Annotated in this window: 28 protein-coding genes, 1 pseudogene and 1 riboswitch; of the genes and pseudogenes, 20 read left to right on the top strand and 9 right to left on the bottom strand. The window is 46.7% G+C overall.

Annotated elements, in window-relative coordinates; genetic code table 11:
* Positions 1-176: 176 nt before the first annotated feature.
* The gene (locus ACWJJ5_RS01015) at positions 177-1,538 is read left to right on the top strand and encodes a S1C family serine protease (RefSeq protein ID WP_146284087.1); all 1,362 of its coding nucleotides are present in this window, start codon (positions 177-179) and stop codon (positions 1,536-1,538) included.
* Positions 1,539-1,584: 46 nt separating this feature from the next.
* Here the strand turns inward: ACWJJ5_RS01015 and ACWJJ5_RS01010 are convergent, their stop codons facing one another.
* Both ACWJJ5_RS01010 and ACWJJ5_RS01005 read right to left on the bottom strand, forming a co-directional pair.
* A complete protein-coding gene (locus ACWJJ5_RS01010) occupies positions 1,585-2,049 on the bottom strand; it encodes a Dps family protein (RefSeq protein WP_038461591.1) in 465 nt (154 codons plus the stop codon).
* 88 nt (positions 2,050-2,137) lie between these two features.
* Entirely contained in the window at positions 2,138-2,980 is an 843-nt protein-coding gene (locus ACWJJ5_RS01005; RefSeq protein WP_454022122.1) for an SDR family oxidoreductase, read from the bottom strand.
* Positions 2,981-3,112: 132 nt separating this feature from the next.
* On the opposite strand from ACWJJ5_RS01005, the gene ACWJJ5_RS01000 reads away from it, so the two are divergent.
* The 4 genes and pseudogenes from ACWJJ5_RS01000 (at position 3,113) to ACWJJ5_RS00985 (ending at position 6,701) form a co-directional block, all read left to right on the top strand.
* Positions 3,113-4,894, top strand: a complete 1,782-nt coding sequence (locus tag ACWJJ5_RS01000) for a M3 family oligoendopeptidase (RefSeq protein WP_317461638.1) — start codon at positions 3,113-3,115, stop codon at positions 4,892-4,894.
* A gap of 119 nt (positions 4,895-5,013) precedes the next feature.
* Positions 5,014-5,451 carry a YusW family protein gene (locus ACWJJ5_RS00995; protein ID WP_077722810.1) on the top strand — a complete coding sequence of 146 codons (438 nt, stop codon included), beginning with the start codon at positions 5,014-5,016 and terminating at the stop codon, positions 5,449-5,451.
* Between the two features lie 155 nt (positions 5,452-5,606).
* Positions 5,607-6,431, top strand: coding sequence for an ABC transporter ATP-binding protein (locus ACWJJ5_RS00990; RefSeq protein WP_003151820.1), 825 nt, complete (start codon positions 5,607-5,609; stop codon positions 6,429-6,431).
* Between the two features lie 2 nt (positions 6,432-6,433).
* Positions 6,434-6,701 (top strand): annotated as a pseudogene (locus ACWJJ5_RS00985) (YusU family protein).
* 176 nt (positions 6,702-6,877) lie between these two features.
* Here ACWJJ5_RS00985 and ACWJJ5_RS00980 read toward each other — a convergent pair.
* Positions 6,878-7,918, bottom strand: coding sequence for a ketopantoate reductase family protein (locus tag ACWJJ5_RS00980; protein WP_454022121.1), 1,041 nt, complete (start codon positions 7,916-7,918; stop codon positions 6,878-6,880).
* Positions 7,919-7,931: 13 nt separating this feature from the next.
* Complete coding sequence (locus ACWJJ5_RS00975; protein WP_077722808.1) at positions 7,932-8,678, bottom strand: acetoacetate decarboxylase; 747 nt, start codon at positions 8,676-8,678, stop codon at positions 7,932-7,934.
* Between the two features lie 121 nt (positions 8,679-8,799).
* Here ACWJJ5_RS00975 and ACWJJ5_RS00970 point away from each other — a divergent pair, with 121 nt between their 5' ends.
* Positions 8,800-9,687 carry a LysR family transcriptional regulator gene (locus tag ACWJJ5_RS00970; RefSeq protein WP_070082334.1) on the top strand — a complete coding sequence of 296 codons (888 nt, stop codon included), beginning with the start codon at positions 8,800-8,802 and terminating at the stop codon, positions 9,685-9,687.
* 105 nt (positions 9,688-9,792) lie between these two features.
* Here ACWJJ5_RS00970 and ACWJJ5_RS00965 read toward each other — a convergent pair whose 3' ends face one another.
* From ACWJJ5_RS00965 to ACWJJ5_RS00950, 4 genes are all read right to left on the bottom strand, one after another.
* Complete coding sequence (locus tag ACWJJ5_RS00965) at positions 9,793-11,388, bottom strand: MDR family MFS transporter (RefSeq protein ID WP_007410079.1); 1,596 nt, start codon at positions 11,386-11,388, stop codon at positions 9,793-9,795.
* Between the two features lie 19 nt (positions 11,389-11,407).
* Positions 11,408-11,869, bottom strand: a complete 462-nt coding sequence (locus tag ACWJJ5_RS00960; RefSeq protein ID WP_003151828.1) for a MarR family winged helix-turn-helix transcriptional regulator — start codon at positions 11,867-11,869, stop codon at positions 11,408-11,410.
* Between the two features lie 138 nt (positions 11,870-12,007).
* Positions 12,008-12,340: a spore coat protein gene (locus tag ACWJJ5_RS00955; RefSeq protein ID WP_003151830.1), complete on the bottom strand. Its 333-nt coding sequence runs from the start codon at positions 12,338-12,340 to the stop codon at positions 12,008-12,010.
* A gap of 11 nt (positions 12,341-12,351) precedes the next feature.
* Entirely contained in the window at positions 12,352-12,609 is a 258-nt protein-coding gene (locus ACWJJ5_RS00950) for a hypothetical protein (RefSeq protein ID WP_003151832.1), read from the bottom strand.
* A gap of 89 nt (positions 12,610-12,698) precedes the next feature.
* Between ACWJJ5_RS00950 and ACWJJ5_RS00945 the strand changes: the two genes are divergently transcribed.
* Positions 12,699-13,607, top strand: a complete 909-nt coding sequence (locus tag ACWJJ5_RS00945; protein WP_077722805.1) for a proline dehydrogenase family protein — start codon at positions 12,699-12,701, stop codon at positions 13,605-13,607.
* A 29-nt stretch (positions 13,608-13,636) separates the two neighbouring features.
* On the opposite strand, the gene ACWJJ5_RS00940 is transcribed toward ACWJJ5_RS00945, so the two are convergent.
* Positions 13,637-13,777 (bottom strand): YuzL family protein, encoded by a 141-nt coding sequence (locus tag ACWJJ5_RS00940; protein ID WP_003151836.1) that lies wholly within the window; start codon positions 13,775-13,777, stop codon positions 13,637-13,639.
* Positions 13,778-13,967: 190 nt separating this feature from the next.
* On the opposite strand from ACWJJ5_RS00940, the gene ACWJJ5_RS00935 reads away from it, so the two are divergent.
* The 13 genes from ACWJJ5_RS00935 (at position 13,968) to ACWJJ5_RS00875 (ending at position 25,044) form a co-directional block, all read left to right on the top strand.
* Positions 13,968-16,337 carry a 3-hydroxyacyl-CoA dehydrogenase/enoyl-CoA hydratase family protein gene (locus ACWJJ5_RS00935; RefSeq protein ID WP_015387743.1) on the top strand — a complete coding sequence of 790 codons (2,370 nt, stop codon included), beginning with the start codon at positions 13,968-13,970 and terminating at the stop codon, positions 16,335-16,337.
* Positions 16,338-16,347: 10 nt separating this feature from the next.
* Entirely contained in the window at positions 16,348-17,523 is a 1,176-nt protein-coding gene (locus ACWJJ5_RS00930; protein WP_003151841.1) for an acetyl-CoA C-acetyltransferase, read from the top strand.
* Positions 17,524-17,542: 19 nt separating this feature from the next.
* Positions 17,543-19,327 carry an acyl-CoA dehydrogenase family protein gene (locus ACWJJ5_RS00925; protein WP_182069480.1) on the top strand — a complete coding sequence of 595 codons (1,785 nt, stop codon included), beginning with the start codon at positions 17,543-17,545 and terminating at the stop codon, positions 19,325-19,327.
* 113 nt (positions 19,328-19,440) lie between these two features.
* Entirely contained in the window at positions 19,441-19,797 is a 357-nt protein-coding gene (locus tag ACWJJ5_RS00920) for an arsenate reductase family protein (RefSeq protein WP_070082331.1), read from the top strand.
* Between the two features lie 59 nt (positions 19,798-19,856).
* Positions 19,857-20,240, top strand: coding sequence for a glycine cleavage system protein GcvH (gene gcvH, locus ACWJJ5_RS00915; RefSeq protein WP_003151844.1), 384 nt, complete (start codon positions 19,857-19,859; stop codon positions 20,238-20,240).
* A gap of 54 nt (positions 20,241-20,294) precedes the next feature.
* Complete coding sequence (locus ACWJJ5_RS00910; RefSeq protein WP_003151845.1) at positions 20,295-20,531, top strand: YusG family protein; 237 nt, start codon at positions 20,295-20,297, stop codon at positions 20,529-20,531.
* 69 nt (positions 20,532-20,600) lie between these two features.
* Positions 20,601-20,966, top strand: a complete 366-nt coding sequence (locus ACWJJ5_RS00905; RefSeq protein WP_007410083.1) for a toprim domain-containing protein — start codon at positions 20,601-20,603, stop codon at positions 20,964-20,966.
* A 2-nt stretch (positions 20,967-20,968) separates the two neighbouring features.
* Positions 20,969-21,289, top strand: a complete 321-nt coding sequence (locus tag ACWJJ5_RS00900; RefSeq protein ID WP_003151847.1) for a thioredoxin family protein — start codon at positions 20,969-20,971, stop codon at positions 21,287-21,289.
* A 96-nt stretch (positions 21,290-21,385) separates the two neighbouring features.
* A complete protein-coding gene (locus tag ACWJJ5_RS00895; protein ID WP_003151848.1) occupies positions 21,386-21,736 on the top strand; it encodes an SCP2 sterol-binding domain-containing protein in 351 nt (116 codons plus the stop codon).
* A 110-nt stretch (positions 21,737-21,846) separates the two neighbouring features.
* Positions 21,847-21,953: riboswitch (SAM riboswitch) on the top strand.
* A 105-nt stretch (positions 21,954-22,058) separates the two neighbouring features.
* Positions 22,059-23,084: a methionine ABC transporter ATP-binding protein MetN gene (gene metN / locus ACWJJ5_RS00890; RefSeq protein WP_003151850.1), complete on the top strand. Its 1,026-nt coding sequence runs from the start codon at positions 22,059-22,061 to the stop codon at positions 23,082-23,084.
* Positions 23,077-23,745, top strand: coding sequence for a methionine ABC transporter permease (locus ACWJJ5_RS00885; RefSeq protein ID WP_003151851.1), 669 nt, complete (start codon positions 23,077-23,079; stop codon positions 23,743-23,745). Before metN ends, ACWJJ5_RS00885 begins: the two co-directional genes overlap by 8 nt.
* A gap of 13 nt (positions 23,746-23,758) precedes the next feature.
* Entirely contained in the window at positions 23,759-24,574 is an 816-nt protein-coding gene (gene metQ / locus ACWJJ5_RS00880; protein ID WP_156735751.1) for a methionine ABC transporter substrate-binding lipoprotein MetQ, read from the top strand.
* Positions 24,575-24,666: 92 nt separating this feature from the next.
* Complete coding sequence (locus ACWJJ5_RS00875) at positions 24,667-25,044, top strand: carboxymuconolactone decarboxylase family protein (protein WP_031306536.1); 378 nt, start codon at positions 24,667-24,669, stop codon at positions 25,042-25,044.
* Positions 25,045-25,224 lie beyond the last annotated feature (180 nt).

The raw sequence follows: 25,224 nt of genomic DNA, 5'->3' as shown, positions 1-25,224 counted from the left end.
TGTTTATGATGTGTATAAGGGAAGAAAGGAAGAAAAAAAGCGGGGAAGATAACATGTTCAAACACATTTTGTTTTGGAGCTTTGCTTTTCTCCTTATTATTGGGACAATAGAACTTGTACATGCGATGAATATGTAATCGATAGAATGAAAACATGCTGAAGGAGTGTGCGTGAATATGAACGATCATCGAGATGACGGCAGAAGCCGCGATCAGTCAGATCTTTCACATACGGAGCAAAACAGAAATGAACAGCAGCAGATCAGCCATCAGGAGCCCGAGCTGCTTGAAGGGCCCGTCTCGAAAGAACCGGAAAACGAGACGGCTGCCGGTACGGAATTTGAAAAAACGGCTGCCGTGAAAAAAGAAAAAAAACGGAGAGCCGCTTGGCTGAGCCCGATTTTAGGCGGCATTATCGGCGGCGGCCTCGTGCTTGGCATCGTGCCGAACCTGCCGGGTGAGCAGCATAAGACAGAAGCCGTTTCTGATACGAAACAAGTTCAGTCTTCGAATTTTACGTCAACGCCTTTGAAAAATACCTCAAGCGTAGCGGATATGGTAGAAGAGTTGGAGCCTGCGATTGTCGGAGTGTCCAACTACCAAGCTTCGCAAAGCAGCCAGTTCGGACTTGACGGCGGTTCAAACTCTGAAACGGAAAGCGGCACGGGGTCAGGCGTCATCTTCAAAAAAGACGGCGAAAAAGCGTACATCATTACAAACAATCATGTCGTAGAAGGGGCGAACAAACTGTCGGTCACTCTTTACAATGGGAAAACCGAAACGGCAAAGCTTGTCGGAAAGGATGCCATCAGTGACTTGGCTGTATTGGAAATCAGCTCGTCCAATGTCAAAAAAGCGGCCAGCTTCGGGGATTCCTCCAAGCTCCGCATTGCTGATAAAGTGATTGCCATCGGCAACCCGCTCGGCCAGCAGTTTTCCGGCACCGTCACACAAGGTGTCATCAGCGGGCTGAACAGAACGGTGGACGCCGATACATCCCAAGGCACGGTGGAAATGAACGTAATTCAGACGGATGCGGCGATTAACCCCGGAAACAGCGGCGGCCCGTTAATCAACTCAAGCGGCCAGGTCATCGGGATCAACAGCATGAAAGTCAGTGAAAACGGCGTGGAGTCACTGGGCTTTGCCATTCCGAGCAATGATGTAGAACCGATAGTCGACCAGCTGCTTGCAAAAGGAAAAGTGGAGCGCCCATTTTTAGGTGTGCAGATGATTGACATGGCGCAAGTGCCGGAAACCTATCAGGAAAACACGCTCGGACTGTTCGGCGACCAGCTGTCTAAGGGTGTTTATGTAAAAGAAGTGCAATCCGGCTCACCGGCTGCGAAAGCGGGCATCAAATCAAATGACGTCATTGTACAATTGAACGGCAAAGATGTCGACAGCAGCGCCGATATCAGACAGATCTTATATAACCAGCTGAAAATCGGCGATAAAACGACTGTTCAAGTGCTCAGAAGCGGAAGCAAAAAGACGCTGAACGTCACATTAACGAAACAAACTGAAAGCGCAAGCTGAACGCATAAAAAAAGCTGAACCTTCAACTGAGGTTCAGCTTTTTTCTTCATTCTCCCAAGTAGGCTGACAGCATCCACACATGCTTGTCCGCTTCTTCAACTAATCCGACAAACAGGTCGGCAGTTGACGAGTCATTTTGTTCCTCGGCGATGCCGATGACAAATTTTGATTCGCGGCTGATTTGTTTATAGTCTTGAACCAGTGACTCCACCATTTCAGACGCCGTTTTTTCCTGACCTTCATCCGTAATGGAAGCTTGTTCAAGGTAAGTGTGCAAAGTCGCCGCAGGCTGTCCGCCGATGGCCAGAAGACGCTCTGCGATGGCATCCGCCGTTTCCGCCGCTTCGTTATACAGTTCTTCAAATTTTTCATGAAGCGTAAAGAAGTGAGGGCCTTTTACATACCAATGGAAGCGGTGCAGTTTAGAGTAAAGGATAAACCAGTTTGATAATTGTGTGTTCATTGATTTCTCAACAAGAGTTTCAGTTTTTTTCGCGTTTTGTGTATTCATATTCATCGTCCTCCCTGTGATCTGTTAATTTAATTATATCACGTATCAAATAAAAATCAATACTAAATTATAATTATTATAATTTAGTTTAAGTGAACAGCTTTTTCTTTATAATCGATTCCCAAGCGGACCACGGAAAGAGTGAGCGGAAAGCCAATGTCAGCTTAACGCCCCTGCCGATCGGATACCGCAGTTTCTTCAGCCGTTTTCTTTGTGCCAATTGATAAATCAGCTCCGCTACGTCATCAGGATCGCCGCTTTTGGATGCGTTGGCTTTGAAGTAAGCTTCAAGGGGCTGATAAAAGCGATAATAAGGCGAGTCTTTGCCGGGCGCCGTAATATGGCTGGAGAGAGACGTCTCCCAAATAGACGTTTTATAGGAGCCCGGTTCTATTAAAGCGGCATGAATTCCTAAAGGCAGAAGCTCGAGGCGCAGACACTCTGTAAACCCTTCAACCGCGAATTTGGAAGAGACATACGGAGATAGAGCCGGGAAACCGGTCAGTCCGCTGATACTGCTGATATTGAAGATTTTCGCCCCGCCATGTTTCCGCATATAAGGCAGCACGGTTTTTGTGACATGAATCAGACCGAATACATTTGTTTCATACTGCTGTCTGTAATGTTCCATCAGCACATCTTCAATAAACCCTCCGTACGCAGTGCCGGCGTTATTGACAAGCAGGTCAATCGGTCCGAAACCGCTGATGGTGTTCCCGAAGTCAGACACCGACTGCTCATTTGTCACATCTAAAGAAACGACCGTAATATGTTCGGATGCACCCGCTTGAGCGGCGGCCTCTTTCAGTATTACAGCTTTCTCCGGCTGTCTGGCTGTTGCGATGACGTGATAAGACCGGGTGAGCTTCAGCGCTGTCAGCATCCCGAATCCGCTCGTTGCGCCGGTTACAATGGCAACTTTTCTGTTCATCTTATAATCCTCCCCGTTTGTTCTTATCTCATAGTGTATAACATCTCGCGGAAAGAAGGAGAAATCGTTCGGAAATATGTCAGAATTGTTTTATAATGGAGTCAGCTTCGGGTAGAAAGGGGTAAAGAAAAGATGGCATTAGAGGGATTGAAGGAAACATGGGATTTAAACTCTATTTTTGAGGGCGGGAGCCGGTCGGAAGAGTTTCAGCAATACATACAAGAGCTCAAAAAGCATCTAAGCGCTTTTCAACATGCGGTTGAAGCATTTACAGTTCCGACGCACGCGGATGAAAGCCGGGAGCTGATCAACCTGATTGATAGGTTTGAACGGTCAGCGATCATGATCAGGCAGGCGGGAGCGTTCGTCGGCTGTCTTCAGGCTCAGAACACTCATGATCAGAAAGCGAATGAATGGAGGGCGCGGATCAATCAGCTGAGCAGTGATTTTAAATCCGCTCTGGTCACCCTTGACGATACACTTGCCCGGATTGACGAGCGGGTCTGGGAGGAGCTGCTGCAAAAACCGGAACTTCAGGATCTCACATATGTCTTAAATGAGAGAAGAGACCGGGTCAGAGAGAAGCTCAGCGCTTCAGAAGAAAGGCTGATTGAAGGCCTGGCCGTTGACGGCTACCATGCATGGGGCGACCTGTATAATGCGGCTGTCGGCAGAATGAAGATTCCGTTTGAGAATAAAGAGCTGTCGGTCGGCCAAGCGGAAAATATGATGGCGCACCCGGATCGCCGCATCAGACGTCAAGTGTTCAAAGAGCTTAATGAAGCCTGGAAAGGAGAAGAGGAGCTTTTCAGCAGCACGCTGAACCATCTGGCCGGCTTCCGCACGGAAATCTATAAAGCGCGGGGCTGGAAAAGCGCTTTGGAAGAGCCGCTTGCGATCAATCGGATGAAAAAAGAAACGCTGGATGTCATGTGGCAGGTCATTACCGATCATAAAAAGCCTTTTGCCGAATACCTGAATCGAAAGGCGTCTCTTTTAGGGCTTGAGCGCCTGAATTGGTATGATGTGGACGCGCCGATCGGCGAAGCTCCGAAAGAATACACATATGATGAAGCGGCTAATCTGATCGTCAGCCAATTTTCGACGTTTGGCAAAAAGCTGTCCGCATTTACGGAAAAAGCGTTCCGCGATCGGTGGATAGAAGCGGAAGACCGCAGCGGCAAACGGGTCGGCGGTTTCTGCACCAGCTTTCCCGACAGCGGAGAATCCCGGATTTTTATGACGTTTTCCGGAAGCGCTTCGAATGTATCGACGCTGGCGCATGAGCTCGGTCACGCGTTCCATCAGGAGGCCATGCTTCAAGTGCGGCAGCTGAACAGAGCCTACGCCATGAATGTGGCTGAAACAGCCTCGACCTTTGCGGAAATGATCGTCGCCGACGCCGCTTTGAAACAAGCGGAGACAAAGGATGAAAAGCTGTTCTTGCTTGAAGATAAAATTCAAAGAAGCGTAGCCATGTTTATGAATATTCATGCGAGATTTTTATTTGAAACGCGTTTTTATGAAGAGCGGAAGCAGGGCGTCGTTCCGGCTGATAAATTGAATGAATTGATGGAAGCGGCGCAGAAAGAAGCATTTTGCGATTCATTAGGGGAATACCACCCTCATTTCTGGGCATCAAAACTGCATTTTCATATTACGGGAGTGCCGTTCTACAATTTTCCGTACACGTTCGGTTATTTATTTTCGCTTGGAATATACGCAAGAGCTCTTCGGGAAAAAGCGGATTTTGAAGAAAAATATATCGCGCTTTTGTGTGACACGGCTTCGATGACCGTTGAGGATTTGGCGATGAAGCACCTTGGAGCGGATCTCACGGAACGGTCGTTTTGGGAAGACGCGGTCCGCCTTGCCGTACAGGATGTGCAGGAATTTTTAGAGCTGACTGAATGATAATCTGGAGATGAACCGGCCGGAGCTGTTACCGCTCCGGTTCTTTTTTGTTCCGTGAATGACAGCCGCCTCCCTTGGAAATACCTAAAAACGATCGGAATGGAATGGGAGTGAATCGCATGAAATGGATCAGAACGGCGGGCGTTTTATGTCTTACGCTGATGCTGATTGCCGGCTGCCGATTGAATGAAGAAAAACGGGAAGCGGAACAAGACAGCACCCCCGTGTCATCCGCGAAGCCGGTTCCTTACAGCAGCTTTTCCCTGCGCGTCAGCTACGGAGCCGGAGAGCATAACCGCTATGAAGGTTTGTATGAAAGAAAAAGCGGTCATGAAAAGGCGGACATCCGGGACAAGCTCTCAGGGGTTCACAGAGAGGGCGAGGAAGCGCTTGATGAAATGAAGATGATCCTCGGAGAACTTGCCGTAAACGGCCGGATGCAGGAAAGCGAGGTCGTCCGGCAGGTGCTTTCGGCTTTTAATTTAGACAGCCGCTATGAACATTTTTATCTGAAACTGAAAAAGAACGACGGAGAAATGACGGAAATAAAAAAATAACCGCCGTCCGCTGCTTTTTTGCCCAAAACTAATTGATAATGATATTCAGAGTCATTAATTTCTGTTACAATATAATCATGATCTCACGTTGAATGTTTAGGCAATTTGTTTATATACATAGTGTTGGGAAACTCAAAAAAGGAGCGGTTAGCGGTATGAGTGCAATTTCTACAGAGACGCTGAGCTTAGGGTACGGAGAGACTGTTATCATTGACGAATTGGATGTCGCGATTCCAAAAGGCGAAATCACTGTATTGATCGGAAGCAACGGCTGCGGAAAATCGACGCTTTTACGTTCATTGGCCCGGCTGATGAAACCGAGGGGCGGTTCTGTGCTTTTAGAAGGAAAAGCTATCGCTAAGCTTCCGACGAAGGAAGTGGCAAGAGAGCTCGCTATTTTGCCGCAGAGTCCGTCAGCTCCCGAAGGCCTGACGGTGCATCAGCTTGTGAAGCAGGGAAGATACCCTTATCAAAGCTGGCTGAAGCAATGGTCCAAAGAGGACGAAGACGCAGTCACAAAAGCGCTAAAAGCGACGAAGCTTGAGGAAATGGCCGACCGTCCTGTGGATTCCTTGTCAGGCGGACAGCGCCAGCGTGCATGGATTGCGATGACACTCGCTCAGGATACGGATATCATTCTGCTTGACGAGCCGACAACTTATCTCGACATGACGCATCAAATTGAAATTCTTGATTTGCTGTTTGAATTAAATGAAAAAGAAAAACGCACAATCGTCATGGTGCTGCACGACCTCAATCTGGCATGCCGTTATGCCCATTATCTGGTCGCCATTAAGGATAAACAGATTTACGCAGAGGGCCGTCCCGAAGAAGTCATCACTTGCGAGCTTGTACAGCAGGTCTTTGCGATGAACTGCCAGGTAACGCAAGATCCGCTGTTCGGCACGCCGCTTTGCATTCCGCACGGACGCGGCAGATGTATCGTGCAGGAAGCGGCCCTCACCGCCCGATTGTCATAATCATGAAAAAGGGAAGGAAACGGTATGGAAGAAAAACTGCAGCAGCAGCTGGACGGCCTGCTTGAGAAATACACGGAACTATTGCTTGGCGAAACAAACCCGGATGTAAAGGAAGAAGTCAGGCAGTGGATTTTGTATACACATATCGCAAAAAGCATGCCGCCGCTCGTCAAACATTGGAATCAATCCTACCCGGACGCCAAAGAGGGCATCAAAGCTGCGATACAGCACATTAAACAGCTCAATGAAGCTCACAGAAAAAAACAATAAAAAGCTTTCGGCATCAAAGAGAGGTGCCGGAAGCTTTTTTTGCTGAAAAGGAATCAATAAAGGCGCCGTTCAATTCATAACGAAGAACTTTAATGTAACTAACACACCCGTTTGTTTACTTGCTGAACCAAGAAAAAAGGACCGCCGCAGCAATCCCTTTCTCTCTTTCCTATATATCACATTTCCTTTCGGATACGTAATAACTCTTCATAGGCTTTTATATTTGTATCAAAATTGGGCACTGTTTGAGATTCCTCGGCACATTTGACTTGTGCTACAACCAAATCATTAAAAGGTGTTGAAATTCCAGTACCTTCTGCCATTTTGGGAATGACTCCATTAATATAATCAATTTCAGTTTTGCGTTTCTTCTCAAGATCCTGAAGCATACTTGCTCTTAAAAGCCTGGATGGTTCCATGGCTGCCCTAAATGTTTGAATACGTTCAGGAATCTCATTTTCACTTCTTAATTCCAAAGATTCTAAATCAAGGCCGCCCATTTTCGCAAATTTGACACCATTGGCGTGTCCAACCTTAATCGTCTCATCTGCGATATGAACTGCGCTGACAATGCCGATTTCATGGTCAAGAATGTCTCCGTATTCTCCGTTTAATGCTGCCGATAAACCACTGAACGCATTATTGATAAGTAATTTTGACCACTTCGTTCCAACTAAATTATCGGAAATATGTGTTCCGCCGATAAGGTCTAAAACCGATTTAATACGCTGGATTCTTTTTGTTGTTTCACCATTTAATTCTCCAATTTGAAAAGCGTACTCTTTAAATTGAGTATACTCAGTTGTAAGTCTGGATACGCCTGGTTCAATAAACGTAGCACCAAATTCAACAGAACCCGCAATAACACGTTCATCACCAACGATCGAAGCAACTTTCTGTTCAGGTATACCGTTTTGCAAGGAACATACTACACTGTCATCCTTTAAAAAAGGCAGTAACTCTTTAAGAATGGAGTCATTATATAATTGTTTCGTCAGAAGTAATATGAAATCATACTTGCCTGATTTGTTTTCAGGGGTAATGGCTTTCACCTTTGCCTGAAATGCCGTTGTACCAACTACTTTAGCACCTATTTGATTTAAAGTATCTACATGTTCTTTGTATGAATCAATCAATTCGACATCCATTCCGCCAGCAGACAGATATGCTCCAACTATGGTTCCTAAAGAACCTGCTCCTAAAATTGCAATTCTCATTGTAAACGTCTCCTTATTTTTCCTCTAAGTAGTTATAAACCGGCTGTGCTGCATTTAAGGTTAAATCCGTAATAATATGAGATGCTGAAACGACTTCTAATACAGGCAAATCTGCAAGAGGCGCCAGAGCATGTTCAAATAATTGAAGCCGCGCCGGTCCAGACCAGGCACCTTTAACTTCTATATTCGTTATTTGCGTCCGCACCAAATCGCAAACCCTTAAATCACCATTGTAATCAGTAGCAATCTTAACCATAAAATTAGGTCGGCAAATTTCCCTTTTCGCTTTTTCCTTGTCCATTTCGAAATGTTTATATCCCATAGTCGCAGCTGCCACGCGAAGACTGCCATAATCCAGTGTGCCGACAAGAGTATCAGAGTCTATATACAGCTTAGGGGCGCCCAATTTCTTTGGATATGCAGTAAGTTCCCGTCCGCTTGCAATAGCCGGGAAATTGTCTACATACATAGAGTGTACATAATCTCCTTCTTCACCATTAAAGCTGACAGGGATGACTTGTCCCGCCTCTGTATAGGCACCAAGTCCGGAAACATCGGGCATCCGCATCACTTCGAATTTCACAAAAGGTTCAGTAATTTCAAGAGGTTCTGGCACTGCCGCACGTAAAGCTTTTTCATCCGTTCGGTAAATAATATTTAAATATTCACGGTTAACAAATTTATAATTTGGGATAGGATAAGCAGGAGCCGTTAGTGGCGTATTTAAATTTTTTGCTATATCTTTCACATCAATTTTCATTGCATGACACCCTTTCCTTTTCTTTAACTATGCTATTATCTTACATCCGCATTTACATTTAATCTAATACATAATAAGTTATATATATATTTATTGAAATAAATGAGGGGGATGCAGACAGATGGAATTGCTGCAGCTAAAATACTTTCAGACAGTTGCCTATACTGAGCATATTTCTAAAGCAGCAGAACAATTAAAGATTGCCCAGCCTTCTTTAAGTCTCACTATAAAAAGACTTGAGAATGAACTGGGAACAGCTTTGTTTGAGAGAAAAGGCAGAAATATTAAGCTGAGTTCATCAGGGAAGATTCTTTTAAAACATGTAAACAGGATTTTTACTGAGATTGAAAATGCACAAACGGAGATTCAATTGGAGGAACATCAAATTTCTGACACCATAAGAATATCTATTTCTAATCCAAGATTCCTTGCAGGACTGATGAGTGAATATATCAACCGCTCCCCTCAATCAAAAATTCTCCAAGCCATCGGAGTTAAAAGCGGGATCCTAACAAGTTTAAAAAAAGGGGACATTGATTTAGGAATAACAGGTCATCCGATTCAAGATGAAGAGATAGAGAGTTGTGTGCTGGTAAATGAAGATATTGTTCTGGCTTTGCCCTCAAACCACCGATTTACGGGTAAAACCGAAATTTCTTTACGTCTTGTCGCCGATGAACCATTTATTACCCTTGCTAATAATGAGGAGTATAGCGGTTTTACAGCCTCGCTTTGTGAAAAAGCCGGTTTCACCCCAAATATTGCATTTGAGGCGGATTCTCATTTACTTGTCGAGATTATAAAGCTGGATCGAGGTGTTGCGTTGCTTCCTATTTCAGTTTGCAGAACATTGGGGCTGAATTTTATAAAAGTGACTGATCACTCTGCTTCATATCCAGTCGGCTTATCTTGGATGAGACATAGGCTGTTGTCTACTTCGGTAAGAAATTTTCGTGACTTTATTATGTCGTACTATAAAGATAACGATGAAATGTTTAAGGTTTATTAAATAATTTTCACCCCCGATTTCCAATGAGGCGGAAGACTGGACATTCGGAAACGGAGAGGCCCAGATGATATAAAAAAATCCCGCGGCATCCGCGGGATTTTTTTGTTAAACGGCTTTCGCCTTTTCTTCTTGTTTGCCTGTCTTTTTGTTTGTCAGCTTAATTGATTTAACAAACAGCGTGAGGATCAATCCGGCAGCGATAAAGGCCAGGCCTGTGAAAAACACGCTGTGAAGCGAATCCATCAGTGACGTTTTCAAAACCGGCACGATATGGGAAGAAAATGCGGCCGGAATCTGCTTAATCGATTCCTGACTGAACAAGGATTGAAGCAGCCCTTCAGGATTCTTGTCAATCATCCCTTTAAACTGGGCGGCAAAGGCACTTGCCTGTTTCGGGAGTGAATCTAAGTAAGGCACCAGTCTGTCGGTTAAAAGGCTTCCTGATCTGGCATTCATGACAGCGCCGAGCACCGTAATGCCGAACGTTCCCCCGATCATCCGGAAAAATTGGCTTGATGAAGTCACAACGCCCAGCTCTTCTTTTGAAAACGTTTCTTGCAGAGCGAGTGTGAGAAGCGGCATGACAAGCCCCATTCCCAGACCGATCACGGCCATATAGCATGTAGCCGCGAGCTTGCTTGTATCCAGCTGCAAGGTCGTTAATAAGAAGAAGCCGACGGCCATGATCAGCATGCCGATCATGATTTGCGGTTTAATACCGATCTTATAAACCAGCTGGCCTCCGATAATACTTGTGATAATCATAGATACCATCATCGGCGTCATAATCGTGCCGGACGCGGTGGCGCTGACTCCGATAATTCCCTGCATAAAGAAAGGAACGAACGTAACGGCGCCGAACATGCCGATACTCATGAAAAAGCCGATCAGATTCAGTACGGTAAACGTTCTGTTTTTAAACAGGTACATCGGCAGAATCGGTTCTTTTGCTTTGATTTCAGCGAAAATGAATCCGACAATCCCGGCAAGCGCAAGCGCAAAGAGACCGAGAATCTGCCAAGAGCCCCATGCGTAATCCTTTCCTCCGAAGCTGAGCGCGAGGAGGAGGCTGACGATTCCGACGATCATTGTGAAAATGCCGGCGATGTCAAAGTTAATCGGCCCAGTCTGTTTTCTGCCTTGAAGTCCTCTTGCGATAAAGATCACGGCTAAAATTCCGACTGGCAGGTTGATATAGAAAACCCATTTCCAATTTAATGAGTCAACAATCCAGCCCCCGATTTGCGGGCCGATAACGGAAGCAAGCCCGTAAATCGCTCCGAAAAGCCCTTGGAACTTGGCACGCTGTTTCCCTGTGAACAAATCCCCGATGACGATCATGGCCATCGGCATCATGACACCGCCGCCGATTCCCTGAAGTCCGCGGAAAATAATCAGTTCCGTCATGTTGCTGGCCATTCCGCACAGTGCGGAAGCTCCCATAAAAATCAATAAACCTGACACATAAACGACGCGGCGCCCCAATAAATCTGCAAGTTTCCCCGCAATCGGAACGATCGTCGTCGAAGTTAAAAGATATGCCGTGGTCAGCCACGTCATCATGCTTAATCCCCCGAGGTCACCCACGATTTTAGGAATCGCCGTTCCTACGATGGTGCCGTCAAGGGCTGAGAAAAACATGGCGATGATTAAGCCTGTTATTAATAATGTGCGTTTTGGATCTTTCTTTTCAATGCTCATGTTTTGGCAGCTCCTCTTTCTATTCGTTTTCTTTTTGATCAGCCGCGTATTTCTCGGCGGCTTCCGCTACTTTGCGGATGATGTTCACGGACTGAATCAGTTCGTCGTCAGTCAGAACGGACAGGTTTCGCGCCAGTATCGCTTTCCGTCCTTCCACAACATCTTCGAATTTTGTTTCGCCTTTTTTGGTGAGGCTGATGTCGATGACGCGTCTGTCCTGCTGGTTATGTTTGCGGACGATAAGTCCTTTTTGTTCGAGGCGGTCGGCCATCAGCGTCACTGCGCTCGGCTTTACCTCCATGCGTTCCGCAATTTCGGAAACTTTGCAGCTCCCGTGTTTTTTCAGGCTGGCTAAAACAAATAATTGGGCAGGCGTCACCTCGTGTTTTGCCATGCTTTCCACCATTTCAGGCTGTATGTTTTGCAGCAGCGTCTGAAGGGATTTCTGAATGTCAGACACATATTGATCCGCGTTTTTCATAACTCCTCCTCATCTTGTTCCTCGAGAAAATAATTAACATTAGTTAAATATAAATAAGGATTAATGATAAGTCAATCTTTTTGTGCAAAATTAAAAAAAGGACTGATGCTTGGCGAAAACATCAAATCCTTCTTCATTTTACTGCTGGTAGGGAGACTGCTGCTGAATGGTCTGCCGGAACTTCTGATACGATTGCTGAAGCTTTTGGGTATCGGCTGCTTCAATGGAATACCAGCCATTTTGAAACATCACATCGTATAATCTTCTTTGCGCTTTTTGTGACTCATCGAAAATCGCCTGAATATCTTGATAAAGAGACTCGTGGCTGAACTCGTGCAGGGCTGTGCAATATGAAGCCGTGATGTATTTTTCCGTCGTCAGCAGCTCATTGACCAAGTCTCTGTCATTCATTTGCGCCGTATTGGGCACGGGCGTTTGCGGATTCGTGATTTTTTGATTTTGCTGTTCCATGGATTGTCCTCCTATTGCATGTAGCCTGTTGTTGTCTGTCCGCCTTGATCGGGGTTCAAGCGGCCTAATATGTGCTGATAATGCTTCTCATGCATCCGGCCGATCTGATCAAGCTCTTGTTTTAACGTCTGATTCTGGCAGTGTTCCGCCATAAAATGCGCTTTTTTCATGGCAAGCAGATTCCAGTTCAGCATGTCCTCAAGATACAAATGGTCTTTCGTTGAGATGACGGCAGGCGGCAAGTTTCCGTGCTGCTCTTGGTTGTTCATATAAACGCCTCCTTCAATTCTGTTCTTTTTAGCTTTCTCTGCGACCGGAAATTCATACACGAATAAAAGAAAAAGGAGGGAGTTCATCCTTGCTGCGGAGCATATGTTTATTTTTGTCGAAAAATAAAATGCTTACAAAATTCGCCCAGGCTTACGGAATCCGCTTCGGCGCGGGAAGGTTCGTTGCAGGGGAAACGCTCACGGAAGCTGTGAAAACGGTAAAGCGGCTGAACCAAAAAGGGCTGTCGGCTTCGATTGATTATCTAGGTGAATATGCGGGTTCAGAGAAGGATGCGAAAAGGACGGCGGAAGAATGTAAAAAAGCAATCAGGGCGATTGCCGAGAATCAACTGGATTGTGAGCTGTCGCTGAAATTAACATCCATCGGTCTGGATATTTCCGAGGAACTCGCGGAACAGCATGTCAGAGACATATTGACGGAGGCAAAAGAACGCGGCGTGCCTGTAACGATTGATATGGAGGACTATTCAAGATGCGGCCGTACGCTTGAGCTGTATAAGCGGTGCAAGCCGGATTTTCCGATGCTCGGCACCGTCATTCAGGCTTATTTGTACCGGGCAGCTGAAGACATCAGCGGTCTGATGCCATATAAGCCGCGGCTCAGGCTTGTAAAAGGCGCTTATAAAGAATCGGCGGCCGTTGCGTTCCCTGATAAAAAAGCAACCGATCTTCATTTTCAGCAGCTGATTAAGCTGCAGCTTTTGAGCGGCCATGAAACGGCGGTGGCAACACATGATGATGACATCATTTCTTATACGAAAACACTCATCAGCGAGCATCAGATTCCACGGGAGCAGTTTGAATTCCAAATGCTGTACGGCATCAGAACGGAGCGCCAGAAGGAGCTTGCCGAAGAAGGATACAGGATGAGGGTGTATGTCCCGTACGGCACCGATTGGTACGGGTACTTGATGAGAAGAATTGCCGAGCGCCCGGCAAATGCGGCGTTTGTGCTGAAAGGGATCTTTAAAAAATAACGGCTGCTCCAAAAAGCAGCCGCAGTATGTTATTCCATGTTGTCTTTTTTATATTGCTGATTTTGGCTCGTCCGTTTGCCGCCGCCGTATTTTTGCTTCGGTCCCGCATTTCCTTTCATGCTGGCCGCGCTCACTGCGGCAGAAGACGGATCTTTTCTCCCTCGCACCATTCCCTTCACCTCCGGGTTTAAGTTTCCCGCCCGCGCCATGGAACATGCGGAAGCCGAAAAATTTAAAAAAATTCCATATTTGCTATTGAAGTCATCCTGAAAATCTTTTAAGATGAAAGAAGAAAAGGGTTTCATTTTTTTTGCCGAAAAAATGAATGACTATTCATTCAAAGTTCAAGGGGGATGACTCATGCACAAGTTTATAAAGAAAGCAGCCGTTCTCGGATCAGGCGTCATGGGATCCGGAATTGCCGCGCACTTGGCTAACATCGGAATTCCCGTCCTGCTGCTTGATATTGTGCCAAACGAGCTGACAAAGGATGAGATGAAAAAAGGGCTGACATTAGAAAGCCCGGAGGTCCGCAGCAGACTGAGCCGATCGGCCATGCAAAAGCTGCTGAAGCAAAAACCGGCGCCGCTGACTTCGGCTGCCAATCTCGACTATATAACGGCGGGGAATTTGGAAGATGACGCAGCTCAATTGAAGGATGCTGATTGGATTATTGAAGTCGTCGTCGAAAATCTTGACGTAAAAAAACAGATTTTCTCACTCGTTGATGAATACCGGAAACCGGGAAGCATCGTGTCGAGCAATACGTCCGGTATCTCCGTCACAAAAATGGCGGAAGGCCGATCTGCCGATTTTAAAGCTCATTTCTTAGGAACCCATTTCTTTAATCCGGCCCGCTACTTGAAGCTTCTGGAAATCATTCCGATTCAGGAAACAGATCCTGACGTGCTGGAGTTTATGACTTCATTTGCAGAAAACACGCTTGGGAAAGGTGTCGTCATCGCAAAAGACACGCCTAACTTTATCGCCAACCGCATCGGTACGTACGGCCTGCTGGTCACGGTAAGAGAAATGCTTTCTTCCGGCTGCCGCATCGGCGAGGTGGACACGGTGACCGGGCCTTTGATCGGCAGACCGAAAAGCGCGACCTTCAGAACCCTTGACGTTGTGGGGCTTGATACTTTCGCTCATGTGGCAAAAAATGTGTATGATAAAGCCGACGGCGCTGAAAAAGACATGTTTAAGCTTCCTGAATTTATGAATGACATGCTGAAAAACAATTGGCTGGGCAGCAAATCAGGCCAAGGATTTTACAAAAAAGAAGGTAAAACAATATATGAACTCGATCCGCTGACCATGACATACGGTGAGCGCTCGAAAATGAAGACGCCCGCTTTAGAAGCCGCCAAACAGGCAAAGGGTGCCAAAGGCAAAATGAAAGCGCTTGTATATTCCGATGACCGCGCCGGACGCCTGCTTTGGAATATCACATCGCAAACACTCTTATACTCAGCCCGGCTTTTAGGTGAGATCGCTGATGATATTAAAGCAATTGATGACGCCATGAAATGGGGCTTCGGATGGGAGCTCGGACCGTTTGAGATGTGGGATGCCATCGGCGTCAGAAAATCAGCGGAGCGGCTCGAAGAAGAAGGCGCAGCACTCCCCGGCTGGGTGAAAGAAATGCTTGATCAGGGCCATGAAACATTTTATATGAAGGAAAACGGAACACAATTTTATTATTCAGACGGCCAATACAGGGCTGTGAAAGAAAATCCGAAACGGATCAGCCTGCAAACGTTAAAAGAAACAAAAGGCGTTATCACTAAAAACAGCGGCGCAAGTCTGATTGATCTCGGCGATGATGTCGCGCTGCTGGAATTTCATACGAAAAGCAACGCGATCGGCTTAGACATTATTCAGATGATTGACAATGCGCTTGAGGAAACGGAGCGGAATTATAAAGGTCTTGTCATCGGAAACCAAGGCAGACATTTCTGCGCGGGAGCAAACCTTGCGATGATTTTAATGGAAGCCCAGGATGATAACTTCATGGAAGTCGATTTTGTCATCCGCCGTTTTCAGCAGACGATGCTGAACATCAAATACAGCGCTAAACCCGTTGTAGCGGCGCCATTTGGGATGACACTCGGCGGCGGCACGGAAGTCTGTCTCCCGGCGGCACGCGTTCAGGCGGCGAGCGAATCGTATATGGGTCTCGTTGAAACCGGCGTCGGCCTTATTCCGGGCGGCGGAGGAAACAAAGAGCTGTACATGAATTATTTGGACGGCGGAAGTGAACTCATGGACGCAGCGATTAAAACCTTCGAAACAATCGCGCTTGCCAAGGTGTCCGGTTCGGCACACGAAGCCCGTGACATGAAGATTTTGTCCGCGGCAGACCGTATCAGCATGAATCAGGATCACCTGCTGCACGATGCGAAACAGCTGGCTGCTTCCTTATATGACAGCGGATACCGTCCGCCTGCCCGCAAAAAAGTGAAAGTCACCGGAGAAACCGGCTGTGCGGCATTACTGCTCGGAGCAGACCAAATGAGACGGTCGGGTTATTTATCCGATCACGATATGAAGATTGCGAAGAAGCTGGCCCATGTCATTGCCGGCGGAAGAGTCCCGTTCGGCACGGAGGTTTCAGAAGAATATTTACTCGAGATTGAAAGAGAAGCCTTTTTAAGCCTCGCTGGCGAGGCGAAATCTCAAGCGAGAATGCAGCATATGCTCGTCAAAGGCAAACCTTTACGGAACTAGGAGGGTGTTTATGAGAGAAGCAGTCATTGTGGCCGGTGCGAGAACCCCGGTCGGTAAAGCGAAAAAAGGATCGCTTGCAGCCGTTCGTCCTGATGATTTAGGCGCGCTTTGTGTAAAAGAAACGCTGAAACGGGCAGGCGGCTATGAAGGAAATATCGATGACTTAATTATCGGATGTGCAACACCTGAAGCCGAACAAGGATTAAATATGGCGCGGAATATCGGTGCGCTGGCGGGGCTTCCTCATACAGTGCCGGCCATTACGGTGAACCGCTACTGCTCTTCCGGACTCCAGTCCATCGCTTACGGTGCGGAAAAAATCATGATCGGCGCGGGCGACACCGTAATCGCCGGCGGTGCGGAATCCATGTCGCAAGTTCCGATGATGGGGCATGTGACACGGCCGAATATCGCTTTGGCGGAGCATGCGCCTGAGTATTACATGAGCATGGGGCATACGGCGGAGCAAGTCGCCGAAACGTACGGGGTATCCAGAGAAGATCAGGATGCATTTGCAGTCCGCAGCCATCAGAATGCCGCAAAAGCCCTTAAGGAAGGGAAATTCAATGACGAAATCGTGCCGGTTGAAGTATCGCTGACAGAAGTCGGGGATGACCATAAGCCGCGGAAAAAACAATTTACCTTTTCTCAGGATGAAGGCGTGCGCCCCGGCACATCGGCTGACGTCTTGGCGAAGCTCCGCCCGGCTTTTTCTAAAACGGGAACCGTGACGGCCGGGAACTCTTCACAAACAAGTGACGGCGCGGCGGCTGTCATGCTGATGGATCGCGAAAAAGCTTCTTCGCTCGGATTGGCGCCGCTAGTCAAATTCCGTTCCTTTGCCGTAGGCGGCGTTCCCCCTGAGGTAATGGGAATCGGTCCGATTGAAGCCATTCCGCGGGCGCTCAAGCTTGCCGGACTCGAATTACAGGATATCGGGCTTTTTGAATTGAATGAGGCCTTTGCTTCACAGGCCATTCAAGTCATCAGATCGCTCGGGATTGATGAAGAAAAGGTGAACGTCAACGGAGGCGCCATCGCGCTCGGACATCCGCTCGGATGCACGGGGACGAAGCTGACCCTGTCACTCATTCATGAAATGAAACGGAGAAACGAGCAATTCGGCGTGGTGACGATGTGCATCGGAGGCGGCATGGGCGCTGCCGGCGTATTTGAGCTCATTTAAAACAAGGGGGAAACGAAGCATGAAACAGGAAACGGTCAACGTCAAAAAAGGCGGCAGCTTTCTGATTGAAGAGACGGGATATGATCAAATATTCACTCCGGAGGACTTTACAGACGAACATAAAATGATCGGCAAAACGACAGAAGACTATGTCGTAAACGATGTGCTTCCTTATATAGATGAAATTGAAAACCATCAGTTCGAGCATTCGGTCAGACTGCTGAAAAAAGCCGGAGATCTCGGCCTCCTCGGAGCAGACGTGCCTGAAGAGTACGGCGGAATCGGCCTGGATAAAATCAGTTCAGCCTTCATTACGGAAAAGTTTTCACGTGCCGGCAGCTTTTCGCTATCTTACGGCGCTCACGTCGGTATCGGTTCATTGCCGATTGTGTTCTTCGGAACGGAAGAACAGAAAAAAACCTATTTGCCGGACTTGGCTTCAGGACAAAGAATCGCGGCATACGCCTTAACTGAGCCCGGTTCAGGTTCAGATGCCCTCGGCGCGAAAACGACGGCTGTTTTGAATGAAGCGGGCACACACTATATTCTTAACGGGGAAAAGCAATGGATTACAAACTCCGCCTTTGCAGATGTCTTTGTCGTCTACGCTAAAGTGGACGGAGATAAATTTTCCGCATTTATCGTAGAAAAGAACTATCCGGGCGTATCAACGGGACCGGAAGAGAAAAAAATGGGGATTAAGGGTTCATCGACAAGAACGCTGATTTTAGATCAGGCGGAAGTCCCGAAAGAAAATCTTCTCGGCGAAATCGGAAAAGGCCATGTCATCGCCTTTAATATCCTGAATATCGGGCGCTACAAGCTTGCCGTCGGCACAATCGGCGCTTCAAAACGGGTGATTGAGCTGTCTGCCGCTTATGCAAACCAGCGCCGGCAATTTAAAACGCCGATCGCAAGCTTCACGCTCACTCAGGAAAAGCTTGCGACGATGTCAGCCCGGCTTTACGCCATGGAGAGCTCTGTATACAGAACAGTAGGCTTATTCGAAGATAATATGAGCAGACTGACGGAAGAGGAGCAAAAAGACGGACGCGAAGTCGCGAAGTCCATCGCCGAGTACGCGATTGAATGCTCGCTCAACAAAATGTGCGGTTCTGAAACGCTTGATTACATTGCCGACGAAGGCGTTCAAATTCACGGCGGTTACGGGTTTATGCAGGAATATGAAGTGGAGCGCGCCTATCGCGACTCAAGAATCAACAGGATTTTTGAAGGCACAAATGAAATCAACCGCCTGATCGTAACGAGCACGTTTCTGAAAAAAGCCGTAAAAGGTCAGCTGCCGCTCTTTGAAAAAGCAAAAGCGCTCCAAGATGAACTCATGATGCTGATGCCTGAAGAGCCGGGCTCAGAACCTCTTGAACAGGAAAAATACATTGTCAGACAGGCGAAAAAGATCGCCCTCTTGACAGCGGGTCTCGCGGCGCAGAAATACGGCAAAGAGATCGAAGGCGAGCAGGAAATCATGGTGAACATTGCCGATATTGTGAGCGCGCTGTACGCTTTGGAATCCGCCGTCCTCAGAACGGAAAAAGCAATTGCGGCGGACGGTGCCGAAAAAGCCGCGCAGAAGCTGTTATATACGGAAATCTTTGCCCAGGAAGCCCTTCAGAACATTGAAGCGCACGCCAAAGAATCACTGATCGCCATGGAGGAAGGAGATTCCCTCCGCATGATGCTTTCCGTGCTGCGCAAACTGACGCGCCTGACGCCGAAAAACCTCATTCAGAAAAAACGTGAAGCGGCAGCAGCCGTCTTCCGTGAAGAAAAATATACAGTCTGATCACATGCTGAAAGCGCTCCTTCATCAGGGGCGCTTTTTCATGAAGCAACGTTATAGGTTTTTACAAGTGATTGTGTTAAAATAACGACGATCATTTACAAGGGGTGAAGAAGATGTCGATAAATTTTTACTGGTACCCTAAATGCGGAACGTGCCGTAATGCGAAAAAATGGCTGGAAAACCGTGGTAAGGAAATAAACGAAATACATATCGCGGAGGAAACTCCGTCGAAAGAAGAAATTAAAGACCTCTATGAAAAGAGCGGTCTTGAGCTCAAAAAGTTTTTCAACACGAGCGGAATGAAATACCGCGAGCTGAACTTAAAGGAAAAACTGTACCATATGTCAGAGGATGAACAGCTCGAACTTCTGGCATCAGACGGTATGCTCCTGAAACGCCCGATTACGACAGACGGCGAAAAAGTCACTGTCGGCTTTAAAGAAGACCAATTCGAAAAATATTGGATGTAATGCCAGGTTCAAAGAATTATGGTATCTTCTTATTATAAGAAAAAAATGGAGGGATTTAGATGAGCACACCGAAAGATATGCGTTATTCCAAAGAGCACGAATGGGTCAAAGTTGAGGACGGAAAAGCCCGTATCGGGATTACACATTTCGCGCAAGCCGAACTTGGCGACATCGTATTTGTTGAGCTTCCGGAAGTCGGCGCCGAAATTAAAGCGGACGAGCCATTCGGCAGCGTGGAATCCGTCAAAACCGTATCCGAACTGTACGCACCGATTAACGGAACGGTGACGGAAGTGAACGAAGACCTTGATGACAGTCCTGAATTCGTAAACGAGTCTCCGTATGAAAAAGCGTGGATGATCGTCGTGGAACCGGCTGATGCTGAAGAAATCGAAAACCTCATGACTTCTGAGCAATATGACGAAATGACACAGGAAGACTGATCGGATAGCAAAGGGGCCATTTGGACACTCTATCTGTAACGGGAGGTGTCTAAAATGGCTTTTGATAAACAAAAGGTCGATGTGACGGAGAACGTCACGGGCCGCTTTCAAAACGGCCGGTTTTCCTTGTTTCATGAAAATGAAGCCATCGGCGAGATGACAGGCATGGACCAGTACGAGCTCAAACAGGGCTTTTCATTTGAAAATCAAAAATTTTATAAAACAGCCGATGTCATAAACGGCAGCGATCCGAAATATGTCGATTGCGATTATGAGAATGGCTGGTGTTAACAGTTGGCGGTGAATTTCACTGCCTTCTTTTTCAATCTGACGCTAAAACAATCGGCAGGTGACGCGCTTATGTACAACGGAGATGAAAAGGTCATTATCGTAGAAGGAAAATCTGATAAAATCAAAGTCAGGGAAGTGCTCATCGAACCCGCGGAAATCGTCTGTACAAACGGGACGATCGGCCAAACCGAACTGGAAGATTTGGCGGACCGCCTGTTTGACAGAGACGTCTATATTTTAACGGACGCAGATGACTCCGGAGAAAAACTAAGAAAACAGCTGAAACGGGAGCTTCCCGAAGCGCGCCATATTTATATAGACAGAACATACAGGCAAGTCGAGTCGTGCCCGGGCCATCATCTCGCATCTGTGCTGATCAGAGCCGGCTTTGATGCTGACACTGTATTTTTGAAAAAGAACGACCTGAGGTGGTAATCATGAAAGAACTCCAAGAAAATGAACTCGAATCGATTCAGGATGACGTTTATCTCCTGTATTTGTACACCCCGTTTTGCGGCACATGCCAGCTGGCGTCCAAAATGCTTACTGTCGTCGAAGAAATGCTGCCCGGCGCCGCCTTCTATAAAAACAACGTGAATTATTCCCCCGCATTCGCCAAAGCCTATCAGATTGAAAGCGTTCCGTGCTTTTTGCTGTTTAAAGGCGGAGAGCTTGTTGAGAAAGGATACGCCTTCCGCTCCGTTTCCTATTTATATGAGCTGATTAAACAAAAAACATCGCAAACGTTCCCGATGTGACAATATTTACAGGAAAATGTCGTGCGGTTTATAAAGGGTTCTGTCCGTTAAAAAGAGAAAGTGTATGTATGGCCATTAAAACGGGAGGTTATACGAGTGGAGAAAATAGAAGTTTCAGAGAATGACGGACAGCATCTGTTTTTGAAACCGCTATTAAACGCCTCAACGCTGCTGATTACATTCCAAGGAGAAACAGAAGCCTTAACGGTCTCAATTAACGGACAGGGAGAAATGAGAAAAACGTCGGCTTCAAAGGAAAAATCTAATTTGACCTTTTACGGAAACCAGACGGAAATCATCCATCTCCTGCATGGTGATGTCTCTTTGCAAAAGCTTATCCAAAGCGGAAAACTCAAAGTGAAAGGATCATTCAGAGCCCTGCTGAAGCTGGAGGCCATCCTCTGGCTGACAAACGGATTTTTTCAGGCGATCAGTAAACGGCCGTAACTGCCAATCTACTATGTGACAATAGCTTCCAATATTTATTTTATTGACTTTTTATCATTCGCCGTGCTATTCTACAGTAAGAATTTCCGGACGAAAATACGATATGTTTTCTCTTATCAAGAGAGGTGGAGGGAAGTGCCCTATGAAGCCCGGCAACCATCAACAATGTTGAAATGGTGCCAATTCACTCGAAGCGGTCTGCTTTGAAAGATGAGAGAAAGGCCTTTTTCAATAAGCCTTTCTGCTCATTTTTGCAGAAAGGCTTTTCTTTTGCGGAGAAACCCGGAAGATTTCTTAGAATAGTGTAAGGCGGGTGATTGCTTTGATCCATCTTCAAAATGTTTCAAAAATTTACAAAGCGAAGCATGGGGATGTCAATGCTGTCCAAGATGTCACTCTTGATATCAAAAAGGGCGAAATATTTGGAATTATAGGATATAGCGGAGCTGGTAAAAGTTCCTTAATCCGTCTCCTGAACGGCCTTGAAAAGCCGACGTCGGGAACCGTGGAAGTCGCGGGGACGGAATTAAATAAAGTAAGCAGCCGCGGGCTGAGAAAAGCGCGCCAGGAAATCAGCATGATCTTCCAGCATTTTAACCTTTTGTGGTCGCGCACCGTCCGGGAGAATATTATGTTCCCGCTGGAAATCGCCGGCGTGAAAAAAAGCGAACGGGTCCGCCGCGCTGATGAATTGATTAAACTGGTCGGATTAGAGGGGAAAGAAAAATCTTATCCGTCGCAGCTGAGCGGCGGTCAAAAGCAGCGTGTCGGCATCGCCCGGGCGCTCGCCAATAATCCGAAAGTCCTTCTGTGCGATGAAGCGACATCAGCGCTCGATCCGCAGACGACCGATTCAATTTTGGATCTTTTATCCGATATAAATGACAGACTCGGTCTGACGATCGTGCTCATTACCCATGAAATGCACGTCATCCGAAAAATCTGCAACAGAGTCGCCGTCATGGAAAACGGGAAAGTCGTTGAAGAAGGCGAAGTACTCCAAGTTTTCAGAAACCCGCGCGAACCGATGACCAAGCGTTTCGTTCAGCAGGTGACAGAACCGGAAGAGACGAAAGAAACCATCCAGCATTTTCTGCAGGAAACAGCGACAGGGAAAACGATTCAGCTTTCATTTGTCGGGCAGGCCGCCGAGCAGCCCCTCATTACGGAAATGATCCGAAACTTTGATGTGGACGTCAATATTCTGCAGGGGAAAATTTCACAGACGAAGGACGGAGCCTACGGTTCTTTATTCATTCATATTGACGGTCAGGAAAAAGAAGTAGAAAACGTGATCCGGTTCATCAAAGACAAACAGGTAGAAGCAGAGGTGATCACAAATGTTTGAAAAATGGTTCCCGAACGTTGATATAACCGAGCTGTGGACGGCCACATACGAGACCCTTTATATGACGGTCATCGCTTTAGTTTTTTCATTTATCATCGGAGCGATTCTCGGTCTTCTGCTCTTTTTAACGGGCAAGGGAAGCTTATGGGAAAATAAAATCATTAACACCGTGATTGCGGCGGTCGTTAATATTTTCAGGTCTATTCCGTTTCTTATTTTAATTATTCTGCTTCTCGGCTTTACTAAGATTTTGGTCGGATCGATTTTAGGACCGAATGCCGCATTGCCGGCGCTGATTATCGGCTCCGCGCCGTTTTACGCCCGTCTTGCGGAAATTGCGCTCCGGGAAGTCGATAAAGGAGTCATCGAAGCTGCCAGATCAATGGGAGCAAAGACATCGACGATTATCTTCAAAGTGCTGATTCCTGAATCAATGCCTGCGTTAATTTCAGGCATCACCGTTACGGCCATCGCCCTGATCGGATCTACCGCCATTGCCGGCGCTATCGGTTCAGGCGGACTCGGAAACCTTGCATATGTAGAAGGCTACCAGTCCAATAATACGGATGTAACGTTTGTAGCGACAGTATTTATACTCATCATCGTCTTTATCATTCAGATTATCGGTGATGTAATTACAAATATAATAGACAAAAGATAAGGGAGGATTTACATTGAAAAAGATTGTATTAAGTGCGCTGCTGCTTGTGTTCGCGGGAGTTTTAGCCGCCTGCGGATCAAACGGCTCGAATAAAAAGGAAATCGTCGTCGCCGCGACAAAAACACCGCATGCTGAAATCTTAAAAGAAGCGGAACCGCTCTTGAAGGAAAAAGGCTACACATTAAAAGTAAAAGTGCTGAACGATTACAAAATGTACAACAAAGCGTTAGCTGATGATGAAGTGGATGCGAATTACTTCCAGCACGTTCCTTACCTTGAACAGGAAATGAAAGAAAATAAAGATTACAAACTCGTGAATGCCGGAGCCGTTCACCTTGAGCCATTCGGAATTTACACGAAAAAATACAAATCACTGAAAGACCTGCCTAAAGGCGCGACCATCATCATGACTAACAATGTCGCTGAACAAGGCCGTATGCTGGCGATGCTTGAAAAAGCCGGACTGATCACACTTGATCCGAAGGTAAAAACGATTGAAGCGACGACGAAAAACATTACGAAAAACCCGAAAAACCTGACATTCAAAAAAATCGCCCCTGAATTAACGGCGAAAGCATATAATGAAGAAGAAGGCGATGCAGTCTTCATTAACGTCAACTATGCGATTCAAAACAAACTGAATCCGTTAAAAGATGCGATTCAAGTGGAATCAACGAAAAACAACCCGTACGCAAACATCATCGCCGTACGCAAAGGTGACGAAAAATCAGAGAAAATCAAAGCGCTTATGGAAGTGCTTCATTCTAAGAAAATCAAAGACTTTATTGAGAAAAAATACGACGGAGCCGTGCTTCCCGTATCTGAATAAAGCGAAAACCCCGGATGATCCATCCGGGGTTTTTTTCGGGTATTAATCGAAGAACTGTCCATAATAAAAAGGAAGGTTAACGATTGGAGGGAATGGCAGTGGCTCAATACCAGGATAACGGAAAAAGCGTGCATGACGCATTGAAACAATATAAAGAAGGTTTAGGCATATTCGAGCAAAAAATGCCGATGATGGGGCGGAAGTTTAATGAATTTACTGAGCAGTGTTTCTCAGCGGATTCATTAACTGAAAAAGAGAAACAATTAATCGCTCTGGGCATCAGCATCAGCGCTCAAGATGAATTTTGCATGATTTATCATACGAAGGGCTGCCTTGACCAAGGGGCCACAGAAGAAAACATCCTTGAGGTCATCAGCGTCGCGGCGGCATTCGGGGGCGGCGCGGCTCTCAGTCAGGGAGTGACCCTCGTGCAGCAGTGCATTCAGGAATTCGGACATACGACGCATTAGAATGAGCAATCGTGTGAATACCGTTTTTCAGATAAAGCGAGCGCCGGTTTCCGGCACATTCGAAAGGATTCAGGGGCACACACTCTTTGGCCGGAGCAGCGGATCATTGTTACAATAGAAACAAATATATGAAGGGATTGATTCATTATCTGCACCAGCCACGAGAGACTGGACCTTGAC

Source organism: Bacillus sp. JK74 (assembly GCF_053663395.1).
Note: the sequence above shows the minus strand (reverse complement) of the source record. Positions and strands in the feature narration are given on the sequence as shown.

What these genes read in the sequence shown, in the direction of transcription:
- ACWJJ5_RS01015 (WP_146284087.1), top strand. Translation starts at nt 177, where the DNA reads ATGAACGATCATCGAGATGACGGCAGAAGCCGCGATCAGTCAGATCTT.
- ACWJJ5_RS01010 (WP_038461591.1), bottom strand. Translation starts at nt 2,049, where the DNA reads ATGAATACACAAAACGCGAAAAAAACTGAAACTCTTGTTGAGAAATCA.
- ACWJJ5_RS01005 (WP_454022122.1), bottom strand. Translation starts at nt 2,980, where the DNA reads ATGAACAGAAAAGTTGCCATTGTAACCGGCGCAACGAGCGGATTCGGG.
- ACWJJ5_RS01000 (WP_317461638.1), top strand. Translation starts at nt 3,113, where the DNA reads ATGGCATTAGAGGGATTGAAGGAAACATGGGATTTAAACTCTATTTTT.
- ACWJJ5_RS00995 (WP_077722810.1), top strand. Translation starts at nt 5,014, where the DNA reads ATGAAATGGATCAGAACGGCGGGCGTTTTATGTCTTACGCTGATGCTG.
- ACWJJ5_RS00990 (WP_003151820.1), top strand. Translation starts at nt 5,607, where the DNA reads ATGAGTGCAATTTCTACAGAGACGCTGAGCTTAGGGTACGGAGAGACT.
- ACWJJ5_RS00980 (WP_454022121.1), bottom strand. Translation starts at nt 7,918, where the DNA reads ATGAGAATTGCAATTTTAGGAGCAGGTTCTTTAGGAACCATAGTTGGA.
- ACWJJ5_RS00975 (WP_077722808.1), bottom strand. Translation starts at nt 8,678, where the DNA reads ATGAAAATTGATGTGAAAGATATAGCAAAAAATTTAAATACGCCACTA.
- ACWJJ5_RS00970 (WP_070082334.1), top strand. Translation starts at nt 8,800, where the DNA reads ATGGAATTGCTGCAGCTAAAATACTTTCAGACAGTTGCCTATACTGAG.
- ACWJJ5_RS00965 (WP_007410079.1), bottom strand. Translation starts at nt 11,388, where the DNA reads ATGAGCATTGAAAAGAAAGATCCAAAACGCACATTATTAATAACAGGC.
- ACWJJ5_RS00960 (WP_003151828.1), bottom strand. Translation starts at nt 11,869, where the DNA reads ATGAAAAACGCGGATCAATATGTGTCTGACATTCAGAAATCCCTTCAG.
- ACWJJ5_RS00955 (WP_003151830.1), bottom strand. Translation starts at nt 12,340, where the DNA reads ATGGAACAGCAAAATCAAAAAATCACGAATCCGCAAACGCCCGTGCCC.
- ACWJJ5_RS00950 (WP_003151832.1), bottom strand. Translation starts at nt 12,609, where the DNA reads ATGAACAACCAAGAGCAGCACGGAAACTTGCCGCCTGCCGTCATCTCA.
- ACWJJ5_RS00940 (WP_003151836.1), bottom strand. Translation starts at nt 13,777, where the DNA reads ATGGTGCGAGGGAGAAAAGATCCGTCTTCTGCCGCAGTGAGCGCGGCC.
- ACWJJ5_RS00935 (WP_015387743.1), top strand. Translation starts at nt 13,968, where the DNA reads ATGCACAAGTTTATAAAGAAAGCAGCCGTTCTCGGATCAGGCGTCATG.
- ACWJJ5_RS00930 (WP_003151841.1), top strand. Translation starts at nt 16,348, where the DNA reads ATGAGAGAAGCAGTCATTGTGGCCGGTGCGAGAACCCCGGTCGGTAAA.
- ACWJJ5_RS00925 (WP_182069480.1), top strand. Translation starts at nt 17,543, where the DNA reads ATGAAACAGGAAACGGTCAACGTCAAAAAAGGCGGCAGCTTTCTGATT.
- ACWJJ5_RS00920 (WP_070082331.1), top strand. Translation starts at nt 19,441, where the DNA reads ATGTCGATAAATTTTTACTGGTACCCTAAATGCGGAACGTGCCGTAAT.
- gcvH (WP_003151844.1), top strand. Translation starts at nt 19,857, where the DNA reads ATGAGCACACCGAAAGATATGCGTTATTCCAAAGAGCACGAATGGGTC.
- ACWJJ5_RS00910 (WP_003151845.1), top strand. Translation starts at nt 20,295, where the DNA reads ATGGCTTTTGATAAACAAAAGGTCGATGTGACGGAGAACGTCACGGGC.
- ACWJJ5_RS00905 (WP_007410083.1), top strand. Translation starts at nt 20,601, where the DNA reads ATGTACAACGGAGATGAAAAGGTCATTATCGTAGAAGGAAAATCTGAT.
- ACWJJ5_RS00900 (WP_003151847.1), top strand. Translation starts at nt 20,969, where the DNA reads ATGAAAGAACTCCAAGAAAATGAACTCGAATCGATTCAGGATGACGTT.
- ACWJJ5_RS00885 (WP_003151851.1), top strand. Translation starts at nt 23,077, where the DNA reads ATGTTTGAAAAATGGTTCCCGAACGTTGATATAACCGAGCTGTGGACG.
- ACWJJ5_RS00875 (WP_031306536.1), top strand. Translation starts at nt 24,667, where the DNA reads ATGGCAGTGGCTCAATACCAGGATAACGGAAAAAGCGTGCATGACGCA.